Annotated in this window: 20 protein-coding genes; 7 read left to right on the top strand and 13 right to left on the bottom strand. The window is 69.6% G+C overall.

Annotated elements, in window-relative coordinates:
- Positions 1-70: 70 nt before the first annotated feature.
- The 3 genes from ACWF9G_RS32285 to ACWF9G_RS32275 all read right to left on the bottom strand — a co-directional run bounded on the left by ACWF9G_RS32285 (position 71) and on the right by ACWF9G_RS32275 (position 2,765).
- Complete coding sequence (locus ACWF9G_RS32285; protein WP_452519915.1) at positions 71-739, bottom strand: MspA family porin; 669 nt, start codon at positions 737-739, stop codon at positions 71-73.
- Positions 740-780: 41 nt separating this feature from the next.
- Positions 781-1,449 carry an MspA family porin gene (locus ACWF9G_RS32280; RefSeq protein ID WP_379310510.1) on the bottom strand — a complete coding sequence of 223 codons (669 nt, stop codon included), beginning with the start codon at positions 1,447-1,449 and terminating at the stop codon, positions 781-783.
- Between the two features lie 218 nt (positions 1,450-1,667).
- Positions 1,668-2,765: a winged helix DNA-binding domain-containing protein gene (locus tag ACWF9G_RS32275; protein WP_452519914.1), complete on the bottom strand. Its 1,098-nt coding sequence runs from the start codon at positions 2,763-2,765 to the stop codon at positions 1,668-1,670.
- Between the two features lie 108 nt (positions 2,766-2,873).
- On the opposite strand from ACWF9G_RS32275, the gene ACWF9G_RS32270 reads away from it, so the two are divergent.
- The 3 genes from ACWF9G_RS32270 to ACWF9G_RS32260 are packed head-to-tail and all read left to right on the top strand — an operon-like array spanning position 2,874 to position 4,265.
- A complete protein-coding gene (locus ACWF9G_RS32270; protein WP_379310508.1) occupies positions 2,874-3,221 on the top strand; it encodes a hypothetical protein in 348 nt (115 codons plus the stop codon).
- Positions 3,222-3,264: 43 nt separating this feature from the next.
- A complete protein-coding gene (locus tag ACWF9G_RS32265) occupies positions 3,265-3,729 on the top strand; it encodes a CinA family protein (protein WP_452519912.1) in 465 nt (154 codons plus the stop codon).
- Between the two features lie 26 nt (positions 3,730-3,755).
- Positions 3,756-4,265 (top strand): DUF1990 family protein, encoded by a 510-nt coding sequence (locus ACWF9G_RS32260; RefSeq protein ID WP_452519911.1) that lies wholly within the window; start codon positions 3,756-3,758, stop codon positions 4,263-4,265.
- Position 4,266: 1 nt separating this feature from the next.
- Here ACWF9G_RS32260 and ACWF9G_RS32255 read toward each other — a convergent pair whose 3' ends face one another.
- Positions 4,267-5,304: a beta-ketoacyl-ACP synthase 3 gene (locus ACWF9G_RS32255; RefSeq protein WP_379310505.1), complete on the bottom strand. Its 1,038-nt coding sequence runs from the start codon at positions 5,302-5,304 to the stop codon at positions 4,267-4,269.
- 89 nt (positions 5,305-5,393) lie between these two features.
- Here ACWF9G_RS32255 and ACWF9G_RS32250 point away from each other — a divergent pair, with 89 nt between their 5' ends.
- On the top strand, positions 5,394-5,975 hold the full coding sequence (locus ACWF9G_RS32250) for a TetR/AcrR family transcriptional regulator (protein WP_379310504.1): 582 nt from the start codon (positions 5,394-5,396) through the stop codon (positions 5,973-5,975).
- On the opposite strand, the gene ACWF9G_RS32245 is transcribed toward ACWF9G_RS32250, so the two are convergent.
- Together ACWF9G_RS32245 and ACWF9G_RS32240 are read right to left on the bottom strand one after the other, a co-directional pair.
- Complete coding sequence (locus tag ACWF9G_RS32245) at positions 5,972-6,883, bottom strand: alpha/beta hydrolase fold domain-containing protein (protein WP_452519909.1); 912 nt, start codon at positions 6,881-6,883, stop codon at positions 5,972-5,974. The genes ACWF9G_RS32250 and ACWF9G_RS32245 overlap by 4 nt on opposite strands.
- Positions 6,884-6,951: 68 nt before the next feature.
- Positions 6,952-7,500 (bottom strand): YaeQ family protein, encoded by a 549-nt coding sequence (locus tag ACWF9G_RS32240; RefSeq protein WP_379310502.1) that lies wholly within the window; start codon positions 7,498-7,500, stop codon positions 6,952-6,954.
- Positions 7,501-7,585: 85 nt separating this feature from the next.
- Between ACWF9G_RS32240 and ACWF9G_RS32235 the strand changes: the two genes are divergently transcribed.
- Entirely contained in the window at positions 7,586-8,017 is a 432-nt protein-coding gene (locus ACWF9G_RS32235) for a hypothetical protein (protein WP_452519908.1), read from the top strand.
- A 9-nt stretch (positions 8,018-8,026) separates the two neighbouring features.
- On the opposite strand, the gene ACWF9G_RS32230 is transcribed toward ACWF9G_RS32235, so the two are convergent.
- From ACWF9G_RS32230 to ACWF9G_RS32205, 6 genes are all read right to left on the bottom strand, one after another.
- A complete protein-coding gene (locus ACWF9G_RS32230; protein WP_379310500.1) occupies positions 8,027-8,368 on the bottom strand; it encodes an MmcQ/YjbR family DNA-binding protein in 342 nt (113 codons plus the stop codon).
- Positions 8,369-8,420: 52 nt separating this feature from the next.
- Entirely contained in the window at positions 8,421-8,942 is a 522-nt protein-coding gene (locus ACWF9G_RS32225; protein ID WP_452519906.1) for a hypothetical protein, read from the bottom strand.
- Positions 8,943-9,031: 89 nt separating this feature from the next.
- The gene (locus ACWF9G_RS32220) at positions 9,032-9,913 is read right to left on the bottom strand and encodes a metal ABC transporter permease (RefSeq protein ID WP_452519905.1); all 882 of its coding nucleotides are present in this window, start codon (positions 9,911-9,913) and stop codon (positions 9,032-9,034) included.
- Between the two features lie 10 nt (positions 9,914-9,923).
- Complete coding sequence (locus ACWF9G_RS32215; RefSeq protein ID WP_379310497.1) at positions 9,924-10,655, bottom strand: metal ABC transporter ATP-binding protein; 732 nt, start codon at positions 10,653-10,655, stop codon at positions 9,924-9,926.
- Positions 10,652-11,593 (bottom strand): metal ABC transporter substrate-binding protein, encoded by a 942-nt coding sequence (locus tag ACWF9G_RS32210; RefSeq protein WP_452519904.1) that lies wholly within the window; start codon positions 11,591-11,593, stop codon positions 10,652-10,654. Before ACWF9G_RS32210 ends, ACWF9G_RS32215 begins: the two co-directional genes overlap by 4 nt.
- 67 nt (positions 11,594-11,660) lie before the next feature.
- A complete protein-coding gene (locus ACWF9G_RS32205; RefSeq protein ID WP_452519902.1) occupies positions 11,661-12,035 on the bottom strand; it encodes a cupin domain-containing protein in 375 nt (124 codons plus the stop codon).
- A 73-nt stretch (positions 12,036-12,108) separates the two neighbouring features.
- Here ACWF9G_RS32205 and ACWF9G_RS32200 point away from each other — a divergent pair, with 73 nt between their 5' ends.
- Both ACWF9G_RS32200 and ACWF9G_RS32195 read left to right on the top strand, forming a co-directional pair.
- On the top strand, positions 12,109-12,570 hold the full coding sequence (locus ACWF9G_RS32200) for a MarR family winged helix-turn-helix transcriptional regulator (protein WP_379310512.1): 462 nt from the start codon (positions 12,109-12,111) through the stop codon (positions 12,568-12,570).
- Positions 12,571-12,755: 185 nt separating this feature from the next.
- Positions 12,756-12,986: a hypothetical protein gene (locus tag ACWF9G_RS32195; protein WP_379310493.1), complete on the top strand. Its 231-nt coding sequence runs from the start codon at positions 12,756-12,758 to the stop codon at positions 12,984-12,986.
- Here ACWF9G_RS32195 and ACWF9G_RS32190 read toward each other — a convergent pair whose 3' ends face one another.
- Complete coding sequence (locus ACWF9G_RS32190) at positions 12,987-14,411, bottom strand: amidase (protein ID WP_452519900.1); 1,425 nt, start codon at positions 14,409-14,411, stop codon at positions 12,987-12,989. It abuts the gene before it with no gap.
- Between the last annotated feature and the right edge of the window lie 33 nt (positions 14,412-14,444).

Below are 14,444 nucleotides of genomic sequence, written 5' to 3'. Positions count from 1 at the left end.
CCGGGTGACCACTAAAACCCGGGGGGCCGGGCGCGGGGTCGGGCGGGGCCCCGCTGCCGGGTTGCCGAGATCAGCCGATGCTGAAGGGCTGGCCCCACAGGGTGACGACCGAGTTCACGTTCGCGGTCTCCACGTTCACCTTCACGAAGGCGCGCGCCTGGGCGTAGCCCGCGCAGCCGCTGAGGCCGATGGTGGTGTCGGCCCAGGTCACCGAGCCGCTCTTGCCCTTGAACTTGTTGTTGGTGCTGTGGTCCTCGTTGCCGAAGTCGTCGGCCTTCTCGATGTCGAGAACGTAGAACGACTTGGCCTGGCCGGGGCCGAGGCTCAGCTCGGCGCCGCTGCTGGCGCCGACGCTGACATCCTCGCCGTCCCAGCTGCTCTCGCCCTCGACGCCGCCTTCGACGCCGCCGCCGTCGATGTTCACCTGGCAGCCGACGACGTAGCCCGGGTAGATCTTGCCGCCCTTGGCGTTCTCACCGGCCACCTCGACCTGCGCGCTACCGGAGACCCAGGCGTTGCGGTGCACCGGCGTCGAACCCATCGACGGGTTGATGTTGGCCGACTCGCCGACCAGCCGCACGGTGACGGTGGTGCCGTCGGACAGTGTCTTGACGATCTGGCCGCCGGGCAGCGGCACGAAGGTGTCGGCGTTGGCCGCACCGGTGGACAGCAGGCCAAGGGTCACGGCGGCCGCACCGGCCAGACCGGCGAGGCGGGCAGAATTCTTACGGTCGATCATGTCTGTCATTCCTCGGATCGATGGCGGTCTCGACGGTGCGCTCAGCCGATGCTGAACGGGGCACCGTAGAGCGTGGTCTTGGAGTAGTGGTCGCCGATGATCTCCACGACGCTGTAGGAGCGGGCCTGCGCGTAGCCGCCGCAGCCCTGGACCTCGATCTCGACGTCCTGGTACTCGACCGAGTAGGTACCGGCCTCCAGGATGTCCTTCGCCTGGATCTGGACGAACTTCACCTCGCCGGGGCCGAGCTCGAGGCCGACCGAGCCGCCGATGCTGCCGCCGGACAGGTCGATGCCACCGGACAGGCCCGCCGAGATGGCGTCGTCGCCGATCGCCACCTGGCAGCCGATGATGTAGCCGGTGTTGAGCTGCGAGGCGCCGTGCGTGGAGGAGTTGTTCGAGCCGGGCTTGTTCGCGGGGCCGTTGTTGGGGCCGACCTCACCCTCCGGGGTGGCGGTGACATCGGCGGTCACGGTGCCGGAGACCCAGGCGACGCGGCCAGCGCCGTTGGCGGCCAGCGACGGGGAGACCAGGGCGCGCTCGCCGGTCCGCTTCACCGTGACACCCGGCCCGGCACGCTCGCCGTCGGGCAGCGGAACGAACGCGTCGGCGCTCGCGGTACCGGCCACCAGAGCGCCCAGCGCGAGCACGGCCACACCGGTGCCGGCGGCGCGCAGGCCACGGGTACCGCGAATACGGTTGATTCTCATACTTCCCCTCATCAGGTTCGAGCGGTCACACCTCCTCGGCGCAGGACACCTGTGCGGGGGCGCGTCGAAGGCTCAGCCGAGCATCGCGGTTGTCTATGGCGCGATCAGAACCGCGCCACGGCCCGCCGATGAAAGTCCCGAAACGGGAACCTTTCCGGCTCTTTGCAGTGATATGACGACGATCGCAACACGGTCGCAATATTTCGCCGCGGCGCCGATCACCGAATCCGGACGCGATCAGTGTCGTTGCCGGACAAGAACATCGCCATGCGGTGACCCTCGTCGGTGACAGCGCGGCGTTCGGTGCCGGTGAGCTCGCGCAGCGGCGCGACGGTGACGATGTCGTCCTCGACGGTCCAGCTCGCGGCGACCCGGCCGTCCACCAGGACCACCCGGGCGCCCGCGACGGACAGGCCGCGGTCGGCGTCGTCGATGATCCGGCCGCGGTCGTGATAGCCGAGGATCGCGTTGTCGAAGGCGGGCAGGAATCGCGGCGGCGCAGGGGTTTCCGGGTCGGGGCGCGGGGCGTCGGGCAGGTCGAGCAGTTCCCTGCCGCGTTCGTCGCGGAAGGTGATCAGTTCGTCGCGGACCGCGGCCACCGCGGCGGGCAGACCGGTCAGGCCGCACCACGCGCGCAGATCGGCCGAGGCGGCGGGACCGAACGCGGCCAGATAGCGCCGGACCAGGTCAGCGCCGACGGGATCGGTGCCCGCCGGGGCGAGCGGGTCGACCTCACGGCCGAGCCACTGGCTGACCGGGGCATTGCGCACACCGGCTTTCACCTTCCACAGTCCGCGCGGCGGCAACTGCACCGTCGGCACGAGCGCGGCGATCACCAACTCCCCCAGCGCCCGTGTTCCCGGCGCGGGCCAGCGGTCGGCGAGTGCCCGCGCGATCTCCCCCATCGAGCGTGGTTCGCCGTCGGCCAGCACGGCGCGCGCGGCTGCGGCGAGCTCGTCGAGGTCGACACCGGCGAGCTCGTGCTTGTAAGTGGTGAGCACCCGCTGCCGCAGCATCGCGTCGTGTCTGCCCCGCCAAGCCAGCGCGTCGGCGGCGGTGACCAAGTGCACGGTCCGGCGCATGAGATGGGCGCGGACCACCTGACGCCCGGTCAACAGGTCGTCGAGGTCGGCCGGGTCGAACCCGGCGACCCGCGACCAGAGCCCGAGGAACGGCTCCTGCGGTTCCTGCGCCTGCACTCCGCACAGGTGCGCGACGGCATCGAGCACGGGAATGTCGGCGCGGTCGAGGAGGAATTGCCGGGCGAGAGTGGCGCGATTGAGCGCCCTGGTGTCGAGAACGGTTCGCAGACTCATGATGGAAGATCATTCTTCCGAAAGACCGTGTCAACGAGGGTTTCCAAGTGCGTCGAGTCGATGCGATTTCCGTGTTCCCTGGATGGTTGCCACGCTAGCGTTTCCCGCATGGACGACATCGAGTTGGATTTGCCCAGCGTCGCTTCTTCCCACACCGCCGGCCGGATTCTGGAAATCGGCGCGGTCGGTCTGCGCAACCCCCTCCCGGTGAACGGTGAGCGGACGCAGGCCTACGTGTCCTGCGTGGACGGCACCACCCTGCGACTACCGGATTCCCTGCAGGGCTGGGCGATGCAGACCCTCGCCGCGAACTACGATCTGCGAGCGACAGGGCTACCCTCACTGTTTCCCTGCCGGTTCGAATTCGGTATCCGCGACGGCGCCGCGTATGCCGTGCCGGTCAGCAACCACCGGTCGCTGCACACCAGGGTGGCAGCCGGGCAACCCGCTGCGTGAATCTCCGGCAGGCGGCGCCGCCGGACGACCAGAGGGAGACCGCATGGCCACCGCGTCCGACGTCGCAGAGTTCGCTACCAGGCACGGACTCACCGTCGCCGTCGCCGAATCACTGACCGGCGGCAACCTGGCCGCGGCCCTGTCCGCCGCACCGGACTCCGCGCAATGGTTCCGCGGCGGAGTCGTCGCCTACTCCGTCCTGGTCAAACAGACGGTCCTCGGCGTCCCCGACGTCCCCGTGGTGTCGGAGACCGCCGCGATCGCGATGGCGCAGGGCGTGCGGGCGCTGACCGATGCCGACGTCGCCGTCGCGACGACCGGCGTCGGGGGCCCCGGCTCCCAAGACGGCGAACCGGCCGGATCGGTCTGGTGCGCCACCGCCACCCGCGACACTGCCTGGGCCATCCACCACCACTTCGACGGCGACCCGGCAGCGGTCCTCGACCAATCGGTGGGCTGCGCGCTGGAACTCCTGCGCGCGGGCCAGGCCCACGTCACCGGCGGATAGGACGCCGACGCCCTATCGTCGTCGGCATGCAGGCCTTGACCTACGCGCCCGCGGGCGCGACCAGTCCCGCCGACAAGATCTGGACCGCGCGGCCGTCCGGATTCCGGCGGTTCGAGACGTCGGTGGTGATCGGCCACGGCGAGCAGGACTGGGCAGCCGCCAGGGAGGCGGTATTGCGCTGGGGCATCAAGCGCCGCAGTGGCTTTCGCGTCGCCCCTGACGCACCCGTGACGACCGATGCCGACTACCGGGTCACCGCCGGATGGGGACCCGTCTCGGTGCGCGAGCCCGTGCGCGTGGTGACGGTGGTCGACACCGCCGACCGGTGCGGCTTCGCCTACGGCACCCTGACCGGGCACCCTGTGTCCGGCGAGGAGGCGTTCGTCGTGCACCGGCGCGCGGACGGCACCGTCGAACTCACCCTGCGGTCACTCACGAAACCCGCACCGGCCGGACTCTGGCGTGCGGTCTTCCCGATACTGCTTGTCGCCCAGCGGTTCTACCGCCGCCGCTACCTGCGCGCCCTGCGGAGCTGACTCAGGCGATCGGCGGCAGATGGACCACCTGGCCCGCGTAGGCCAGGCCAGCGCCGAAGCCGAGGAGCAGGGCGGTGTCGCCCGGGCTCGCCGCGCCGGAGCGCAGGAGTTGCTCCATGGCCATCGGGATGGAGGCGGCGCTGGTGTTGCCGGTTTCGATGATGTCGCGGGCCACGGCGACGGTGTCGGGCAGGCCGAGGGTGCGCACCAGGGCGTCGGTGATGCGGATATTGGCCTGATGGGGGACGAAGGCGTCGAGATCCTGTGCGGCGATGCCCGCGCGGTCCAGCGCGTTGCGGCAGGCCTTCTCCAGGAAGGTGACGGCCCAGCGGAACACCTCGGTCCCGTTCATCCGGATGTAGGGCCGCACCGACGTGCCACCGCTCGCCTCGGCGGCGGCGACCTCGGCGAAGTATTCGAGAAAGTCCTTGTCCTGCTTGATCGCCGAGGTGCGGCTGCCGTCCGAACCCCAGGCGACCGGGCCGATCCCCTCCTGCTCCGCCGCGCCGACGACCACCGCGCCCGCGCCGTCGGCGAAGATGAACGCGCAGCTGCGGTCGGTGGTGTCGAGCAGGTCGGAGAGCCGCTCCACGCCGATCACCAGCACGTTGCGCGCCTGGCCGGAGCGCACCAGGTTCGCCGCGTCCGCCAGCGCGTAGCAGAAGCCGGCGCATCCGGCGGAGATGTCGTAGGCGGCGGTGTCGTCCATGCCGAGTTCGGTGGCGACGACCGCGCCTGCCGACGGGCCGAGGACCATCTGCGACGACGTCGCGAGGACGACCACATCCACCTGCTCGGCCGCCACTCCGGCCGCGGTCAGCGCGTCACGCGCGGCCGCGACGCTCATCCCGACGATGGTCTCGTCGGGCTCGGCCCAGTGCCGGGCGGCGATCCCGGAGCGGGTCTTGATCCACTCGTCGGAGGAGTCGATGGCCTCGACGATCTCGGCATTGGGGACGACCCGGCGCGGGCGATAGACGCCGAGGCCGAGGATTCCCGTATGGGTGACCGGAACTGCGGTGGCGATGGGGGTGGGCATGGCATCCTCTCCATATGAACCGATCGGTTCACGCTGGAATAGGTCTAACATGGACCGATCGGTTCAATCAAGGGTTTGGAGGAGATCGGATGGCAGCCGGACCGCGCACCCGACTGATCGAGCACACCATCAGCACCGTCCAGCAGCACGGCGTCCACGCGGCCGCGCTGAGTGAACTGCTCAAGCGCAGCAACACCTCACGCAACTCGCTGTATCAGCACTTCCCTTCGGGCAAGGGCGAATTGGTGCAGACGGCGGCCCGGATCGTGTCCCGCCTGGTGTACTCGCATGTGAGCGCGATGGCCGACGCCTTGCCGACCGCGCCGTCGGTGCAGCAGTGGCTCACCGATCTGCTCGCCTTCTGGCGCACCCCGCTCGAACAGACCGACTACAGCGCGGGCTCGTTCATGATGGCCGCCGCCCTCGACGAGCTCGACCCGGCCGTCCAGTCGATCGCGGGCCAGGCCTTCGCCGAATGGACCGCCCGCCTCGCCGACGGCATCGTCGCCACCGGCATCGAACGCTCCGCCGCCGTCTCCCTCGCCGGCTTCCTGCTCACCACCATCGAGGGCACCATCGTCCACAGCCGCGCCCTCAAGTCACCCCACCCGTTCGACCAGGCGGTCACCCAGCTGACCATCCTGCTCAACCACCACCTGTCCCAGCGCTAGCCGCCCGCCCGGCTCAGGTCGGCCCGCAGTGCCTCGACGATGTGGCGCCGGGCCTGCTGGCCTTCGCGGCTCGGGGTGAGCGGATAGACGTGAACCAGACCCTGTCCCTCGTGGAAGTCGATGTCGACGCCCGCGGCCCGCGCCTTGCCGAGCAGGAGGTGGGCGTCGGGGTTGAGGATGTCCTCGGTGCCGGTGAAGACGGTGAGCGGGCCGAGCCCGGTGAAGTCGCCGAACAGCGGGCTCACGATCGGGTCCTTCATCGGCAGGTCGCCGCTCCACATCTCGCCGAAGACGAGTCCGCCCTCGCGACCCAGCCACGGGTCGCGCGGCAGTAGGTCCGTGATCAGCGGATTCTCCAGGGTGAGATCTAGTGCGGGCGAGATCAGCACTGTCCGTGGCACTGTCGTGCCCGCGGTGTCGCGCAGATGCAGCGCGGTCGACAGCGCGATCTGGCCGCCCGCCGAATCACCGGCGAGGAAGGTCGGGCCGTACCGCGCGTGACTATCGGTGACGATCTCGGCGAAACGCGGAATCACCTGTGCCGCAGTGCCGAACGGGATCAGCGGATAGATCGGCACCGTCACGGTGAGCCGCAACTGGGCGGCCAGCCGGGCCGCGAGATGCCAATGCTGCGGGGCGATTTCGCCGACCCAGCCGCCGCCGTGCGCGTACACGAGCCCGCCGCGCGACGGCCCCGACGCCGGGGTGAGGGTGTAGACCGGCCAGCCGCCGTCCTCGCTCTTCGACACCACGACCCCGCGCAGCCGCTTCGGCGGCGCGTAGGGCAGGGGCGCCGCACCGAGCCGCCGCACGTGTTCGCGCGCGGCCTCGGCGCTGACGTAGTTCCGGTTCGCCCTGGTGATCCGCAGGTAGGCGGGTACGACGATCCGGCTCATCACGCTCGGCACGGCATCCTCCTGATCGACGACTCGACCCGACGGTACGGCACCCGGCCTGCGCGCGGGCCGGATCGATCTCAGGCCTGCCCGAGCCGATGCTCGGTGATCTCCCCGCGCAGGCTCGTTCCGTTCAGGTCCAGGTAGAGCACACCCTCGGTGACCGAGAGGGTCGCGGTATTGCGGCGGTCGATCAGCGCGACGGCCGCGTCGATGAAGGCACGGTCGACGCTGTAGAGCGGGATGTCCTCGGCCCGGTGGATCTTCTTGCCCGCGTACTGCGCCAGCACCTTCGCCGGGTCGCGGTGGGTGTAGATCGCGGCGCGGCCCGCGAGCTTGCTGCCCCGGTGCACCCGCTCGGCGTCGGGGGCGCCGACCTCGATCCAGGCGGTGACCCGGCCGGTGAGATCGCGGACCTGCACGGCGGGTTCGTCGGTAGCCGAGATGCCGCCCTCGCTGAAGACGATGCCCTCCTCGTACTGCAGGCAGTACGCGAGGATGCGGGTCAGCATGTATTCGGGGGTTTCGGAGGGGTGGCGGGCGACCCGCAGCTCGAGGTCCTCGTAGACGCCGCGGTCGACGTCGGCGAGCTGGACGGCGAAATGATGCAGAGTTGCGCTGAGTGCCATAGGAGCTCCGAGCCTACCGCCGCGCGCCAACGCGCCCCTGGCCGCACCGGTTGCGCCGACCGGTCGCGACCGCCAGCATCTCTGCATGCGAATCACTCATGTTTCAGCCCTCGCGGCGGCGTTCGTCGCACTCGGCACGGCAACCGCTGTGGCAGAACCGAATCCGGCCGACACCCCGCGCGAGGCCATCGCCCGCGCCTACATCGACGCCCTGGTCTCCCACGACGCGAGCGCGGTGCCCTTCACCCCCGATGCCACCAGGATCGAAGTCGGATTCCAGACCGGCTACTCCGGTCCGCAGCTGACCTCGGATCTGGAGAACGGGCCGCAGTACCGGGTGATCCAGGGCGTCCGCGCCCTCACCATGTCCGAATCCGGTGACACCGTGACCACCCGCTACCTGCTCGACACCGGCATCGCGGGCGTGCGCCTGACCACCGTCGAGATCGTCGAGACCTTCGTCATCCCCGACGACGCCATCCACTTCATCGAGGCCACCATCACGCCGGTCGCCTGACCCCGCGCGCTACTGGTCGGCGTCCTCGAGCAGGGCCCTTGGCGCGGCCAGCCGCCAGGAATCGGTGACGATCGCCTCCAGTTCCGCGCGATCGTCGAGGGCGGCGAGCCGGACCCGGACCCACGGATTACCCGCCTCGTGCGCGGCGATCCAGAACTTGTCCGGCTCGGCGACCACCAGCTCGTCGCGGTCGATGATCGGGCAGCGCACCGCCATCGAGGTCTCTTCCTCGGGCAGGGTCAGGAACAGCTTGCCCGCGACCTTGAAAATCGGCATGCCCCAGGCGAATTGCTCCACCGTCTCCGGTAGCGACAGGACAAACGCGCGGACGTCCTCCCCAGTGACCTTCATGACGCACATCCTGCCAGCCCGCCCCGACACGAATCCGGGCCAGGCCGTCGGCCTATCGCTGCGCCAGCAGGGCCTTCCAGCCCGCGCCGACCGGACCGGCGAGGGGACGGAGCAACGCCGGGATCCGCGTGACGTGGTCGCGGAACGCGAGCGGTTCGGGAGTCTCCTCGACCTCGAACCAGGCCTTGGACGCCGGGCGGTCGAGCAGCACGATCACCGCCACCGACACCACGACCGCGGGCAGGGTGAGCACGCCGAACACCCCGACCAGGACCACCAGCGCTGCCGCGTACCAGCCGAGGGCATGCGCGTAGCGGGAGCGCACGGTGAACGCGAGGGTGCACAGCGCGAGCAGCAGCGCTGCCGCCGCGGTGACGTAGGCCGACCCCACGTACCGCAGCAGCACCGAGTCCGACGGCAGCAGCGCCGCCGCCGGAATCATCGCGACCGCGACACCGGTGCCGTAGATGGCCTGCCACACCGCCAGCTGCTGTGCCCGCCGCACTTCCCGTGGCCGCCCATCGGGCGAATCCAGCGACAGTGCGGCGGTATCGAGTACCCCGAGACCGAACATCGAGCGACGACCTTTCCCGCGCGAGGTGAAACACGTTCTAGGTCACATCGTGCGTCGCGGATCACCGCGCCGCGGCGGATTCGCCGAATTCAGCTCGAGACGGCGACCTTCGAGCTCGCCCTCGCACGCGCGGCGCTCACCCGGCGGCCGATGATGCCGTGCCGGGGCGCGAACAGGTAGACCAGCGTGAACGCGATGCCCTGGGTCACCACCACCATGCCGCCCGCGGCGGTGTCGAGGTGGTAGCTGACGTAGAGACCGGTCACCGCGCACACCACCGACACCGTCGGCGCGATGAGGAGCATGCGGCTGAAGCGATCGGTGAGCAGATAGGCCGTCGCGCCCGGGATGATCAGCATGGCGACGACCAGCACCACGCCGACGGCCTGCAACGCCACCACCGAGGTGAGGGCGAGCAAACCGAGCAGCGCCGTGCCGAGGATCCGCGGATTCAGGCCGATGGCGTGCGCGTGGGTGGCGTCGAAGGCGTAGAGAGTGAAGTCGCGGCGCTTGAGCACCAGCGCGGTCAGCACGATCGCGGCCAGGATCATGATCTGGACCATCTCGCCCTGGCTCACGCCGAGCAGATTGCCGAACACGATGTGGTTGAGGTCGGTTTGGCTCGGTGTCACCGACACCAGGACCAGGCCGAACGCGAACAGGGTCGTGAAGACGATGCCGATGGCGGCGTCCTCCTTCACCCGGCTGGTGTCGCGGACGACACCGATCAGCGCGACCGCGAGGAAACCGAAGATCACCGCGCCGACCGCGAACGGCCAGCCGACGATGTAGGCCAGCACCACACCGGGCAGCACCGCGTGCGAGACCGCGTCGCCCATCAGTGACCAGCCGATCAGCACCAGCCAGCACGACAGCACCGCGCACACCACCGCCGCGGTGACGGTCGTCGCGAGCGCGCGCACCATGAACTCGTAGCGCAGCGGGTCGAGGAAGAATTCTTCGAGGCTCATCGGTATTTCCTCACTCGTCCACATCGAGCCCGAAGGCCTTGGCCAGGTTCTCCGGCCGCAACACCACATCCGGGTCGCCATGCTCGAGCACCCGGCGGTTCAGCAGCACCGCCTCGTCGGCCAGTTGCGGAAGCGCGTGCAGATCGTGGGTGGAGACCAGGATGGTCGCGCCGTCGGCGGCCAGTTCGCGCAGCAGCGCGGTGATGGTCGCCTCCGACCGCTTGTCGACGCCGGCGAACGGCTCGTCGAGCAGCAGGATCGTCGCCTCCTGGGCGATGCCGCGCGCGACGAAGGTCCGCTTCTTCTGGCCGCCCGAGAGCTGGCCGATCTGGCGATCGGCGAGGTCGGTGAGATCGACGCGGGCCAGCGCGTCGGCGACGGCGGCGCGATCGGCCTTGCCCGCCCGCCGGGTGAAACCCATCTTCCCGTAGCGGCCCGTCATCACGACATCGCGCACCGACAGCGGGAAGCTCCAGTCCACGTCCTCCGATTGCGGCACGTAGCCGAGGCTGCCCGCCTTGCGCGCCGCGGCGGGCGGACTGCCGTTGATGAGCACCCGGCCGCGGCCGGGGGTGACCAGGCCCATGACGGTCTTGAACAGCGTCGACTTGCCCGAGCCGTTCATCCCGATCAGGCCGCAGACCCGGCCGGACTTCAGGGTCAGTTCGACATTGTCGAGCGCGAGGACGTCACCGTAATGGACTGTGACGTCTTGGATCTCGACGACGGGCGCGGTGGTCATCTCGGGGCTCCGGCGAGGGCGGTGGCGATGATGTTGGCATCATGGCGGATCAGCTGCAGATAGGTCGGCACCGGGCCGTCGGCCTCCGAGAGCGAGTCGACGTAGAGGGTGCCGCCGTAGCGTGAGCCGGTGGCTTCGACCACGCGCTGCATCGGCGCGTCGGAAACGGTCGACTCGCAGAACACCGCGGGCACCCCGCGCTGGCGCACGAAGTCGATCGCCGAGCCGATCTGCTGCGGGGTCGCCTGCTGTTCGGCGTTGACCGGCCAGATGTACTTCTCGGTGAGGCCGGTGTCGCGGGCGAGGTAGGAGAACGCGCCCTCACAGGTCACCAGTGCCCGCTGATCGGCGGGCAGGGTGTTCACCGCGGCGACCAGGTCGTCACGGACGGCGCCGAGCTGGGTCTTGTAGGCGTCGCCGTTGGCGCGGTAGGCCTCGGCGTGCTCGGGATCGAGGTCGGTGAACGCGCGGACCATGTTGTCGACATAGATCTGCGCGTTCACCGGCGACATCCAGGCATGCGGATTGGGCTTGCCCCGGTAGGCGTCCTCACCGATGTCCATCGGGGTGACGCCCTCGCTGACCACCGCGTGCGGCACGTCGAGATCGGCGACGAACTGAGCGAACCAGGCTTCCAGGTTGAGCCCGTTGTCCAGGATCAGATCGGCCTTGGCCGCCTTCTTGATATCGCCGGGCGTCGGCTCGTAGCCGTGGATCTCGGCGCCGACCTTGGTGATCGACTCGACCCGCAGATGCTCCCCCGCGACATTGCGCGCCATATCGGCGAGCACGGTGAAGGTGGTGAGCACGACCTTCTTCCCGTCGTCCTCGGCCGCGACACCACCGCAGGCGGTGAGCGCGAACGCCATGGCACTCAGAACACACGCCGCGACAACCCGCCGCGACGTTCCGGGCGACCGGTGAAACCCAACCTTCATTCCAGAATTATATTGTTAGGGCGACCGAACTTTCAAGTTCACCGATAGGAACAGACGCGGTGACGGTTCAGGATGCCCAGGGCGGAACGAAGGTGGAGCCGTCAGGCAGTTCGGCGGAGAAGCCGACCCGGACCGTGACGAGCAGCACCGCGGGCGCCGCGGTCGCATTGGCGAGCGCGATCGTCGAACCGGCAGGCGCGACGGCCGCGTCACCCGGTTTCATCGGCGCCGACTCGCCGTCGATCGTCATCGTCACCTCGCCCGAGAGCAGGACGAAGGCCTCCTCCCCCAGGATTCGATGCGGCACGCCCACCGAATCGGGCGCGACCTCGGTCTGCCAGACGCAGAGTTCGGCGCTGCCGGTGCCGGGGCGGATGAGCGAGGTGAACCTGGCGTTGTGGATCTCGTGGACCTGAGCGTCTCCGGAGTGGATGACCGGCATGTGCGCCTCCTACAGAAAGTCAATTTGCTTGTCCATATAGTCAAGTAGCTTGACCACTATGTCAAGTGCCAGAATGGCTGCCGTGCCCGAGAACCCCCCGCCCGCAGGCGATCTACCCCTGTTGCTGCTGGCAGCGGCCGCCGAGGTGAGCCAGGCGATCAACCACGGGGTGGCCGCGGCGGGCTTCACCGATATACGCCCGGCCCACGGCTTCGCCTTCGTCCGGATGGCCCCCGACGGCGCGACTGTCGGCGAGATCGCCGAGCATCTCGGCGTCACCAAGCAGGCGGCCAGTCAACTGGTCGACGAGCTGGTCACCAAGGGCTACGCCGAGCGCAATCCGCATCCGCGCGACGCGCGCGCCCGGCTGATCACCCTCACCGAACGCGGCTGGGCCTGCACCAGAGCCGCCGATGCCGCGGCCGCCGAATTCGCCGCACGCTGGACCGACGCGCTCGGTGCCGCGACGTTCAACCAGGTCCGAAATGCCATCGCCCGGGTCGTCACGCCGGGCCGGGTGCGTCCGTCCTGGTGATCTTTACCGTCCGATGACGAGTATCCGTTAATTCGAAGAACAGGATTTTCAAAAGAGTGCGCGTAGTGTCGCTGCGCGCGGCATACTCGGCTTCGAGCGGTGACGCGCCACCGCGGCATCCGGGCCATCGGCCCGGGAGCGCCTCGTCACGTCAGCCACCGTTTTCTCGATCCCGGAGGATCGCCATGTCTTCTCTCGCCACGCTCGCCACGGTCGACACCGTCACCCGGCACAAGTACGAGCGTCTGCAGTACACCGGTTCGGCCGGTGTCATCGCCTCGCTGGAGGACCCGCGCCTGGTCGGCCGCTGGCACACCGACTTCCCCGACTGGCACGGCGAGCATTGGGCATTCGAGGCGGGCACCGCCAGCCCTGGCAGGCTGCGCCCGATCAATGTCGCGGTGCGCCAGGGCTGATCAGGCCGCGCCCTCGGCGGCCGTGCGGTCGACGATGCGCGGGAAAGGGCTCGACGCTTCCAGCTGGTAGGCCAGGTCGAGCAGGGTCCGTTCGTCACCGCGGCGCCCGGCGAGCTGGATCGAGCCGGGCAGGCCATGCGGCAGCAGACCGTGTGGCAGCGACACCGCCGGTCCGCCGCCCACATTGTTGAGCGGCGTGAAACCCACGTAGTCGACCAGTTTCGCGAACAACGCGTCGAACGGCTGGCCCGGCGCCAACTCGCCGATCCGCGGCGCCGGATGCGAGAGCACCGGGGTGAGCAGCACGTCGACCTCGGCGAAATGCTTGTCATAGGTGGCCGTTCCCGACCGCAACCGCCACGCGGACGCGGCCGCGGCGAGCGGATTGCGCGCGGCCAGCCCGATCAGGCCCTTGGTGAACGGGTCGAGCTTGCTCGGGTCGAAATGGTCGCGATGGCCCAGCCGGAACGACAGCGTCATCGCCGCGGCCATCACCGCCCAGTACCGCTTGAAGTCCTCGATGAACCGCGGGTCCACGTCAAGACGCATCTCGACGACCTCATGACCGAGGCCCGCGAGAATCGTTGCGGCCGAGGCCAGCACGGCCGCGTTGTCGGGGTGCACCGGGCGGCTGAGGACATCCTCGGTGATCAGCCCGATCCGTAACCGCCGCGCGCTCGGCCCTTCGACCAGGCCGATCGGCGCCAGCTTCGGATTCGCGCCGAACTGCTCGACGGCGGCCAGGTAGTGCGCGGTATCGCGCACCGACCGGGTCAGCACGCCCTCGGTGACCAGGTGCACCGGCAGCTGACGGGCGCCGGGCTGGTCGAGCAGCCGGTTGCGGGTCGGCTTCAACCCGACCAGGCCGTTGGCCGCTGCCGGAATCCGGATCGAGCCGCCGCCGTCGTTGGCGTGCGCGATCGGCACCACCCCGGCCGCGACCAGCGCCGCCGAGCCACCCGAGGACGCACCCGCCGAATACTCGGGATTCCACGGATTGCGGGTCGGCGCGCGATCGGTGAACTCGGTGCTGGCGGTGAGCCCGAACTCCGGCAACGTCGACTTGCCGATCACGACAACGCCCGAATGCAGGAACTGCGCGCCGGGACCGCCGGTCGCGGTGGCGGGCCGCGGCGTGAATGCCGCCGAACCGTGGCAGCTGGGCAGCCCGGCGATATCGGTGTTGTCCTTGACGAACGCGGGCACACCGGAGAACACGCCCGCCGTCTCCGGCGTCGCCGAGGCCCGCTCGAAGCAGCTCAGCTGCACCGCGTCCAGGCTCGGGTCGACCCGGCGGGTCCGCGCGACAGCGGCCGCGAGCACCTCGGCCCGGCTCACCTCCCCCGCGCGCAGCGCCGCGGCGACGCCGACGGCGTCCAGCATGCCGAGTGCGTCGTCGGCGAATCCATGGACGGGAGTGCTCATATCCGCAGCGTAATGCGATCCGACGGCCCTGTG

It is taken from the genome of Nocardia sp. NPDC055029, from assembly GCF_053608525.1.
The sequence above is the reverse complement of the archived record's forward strand: the minus strand, read 5'-3'. Positions and strand labels throughout refer to the sequence as shown.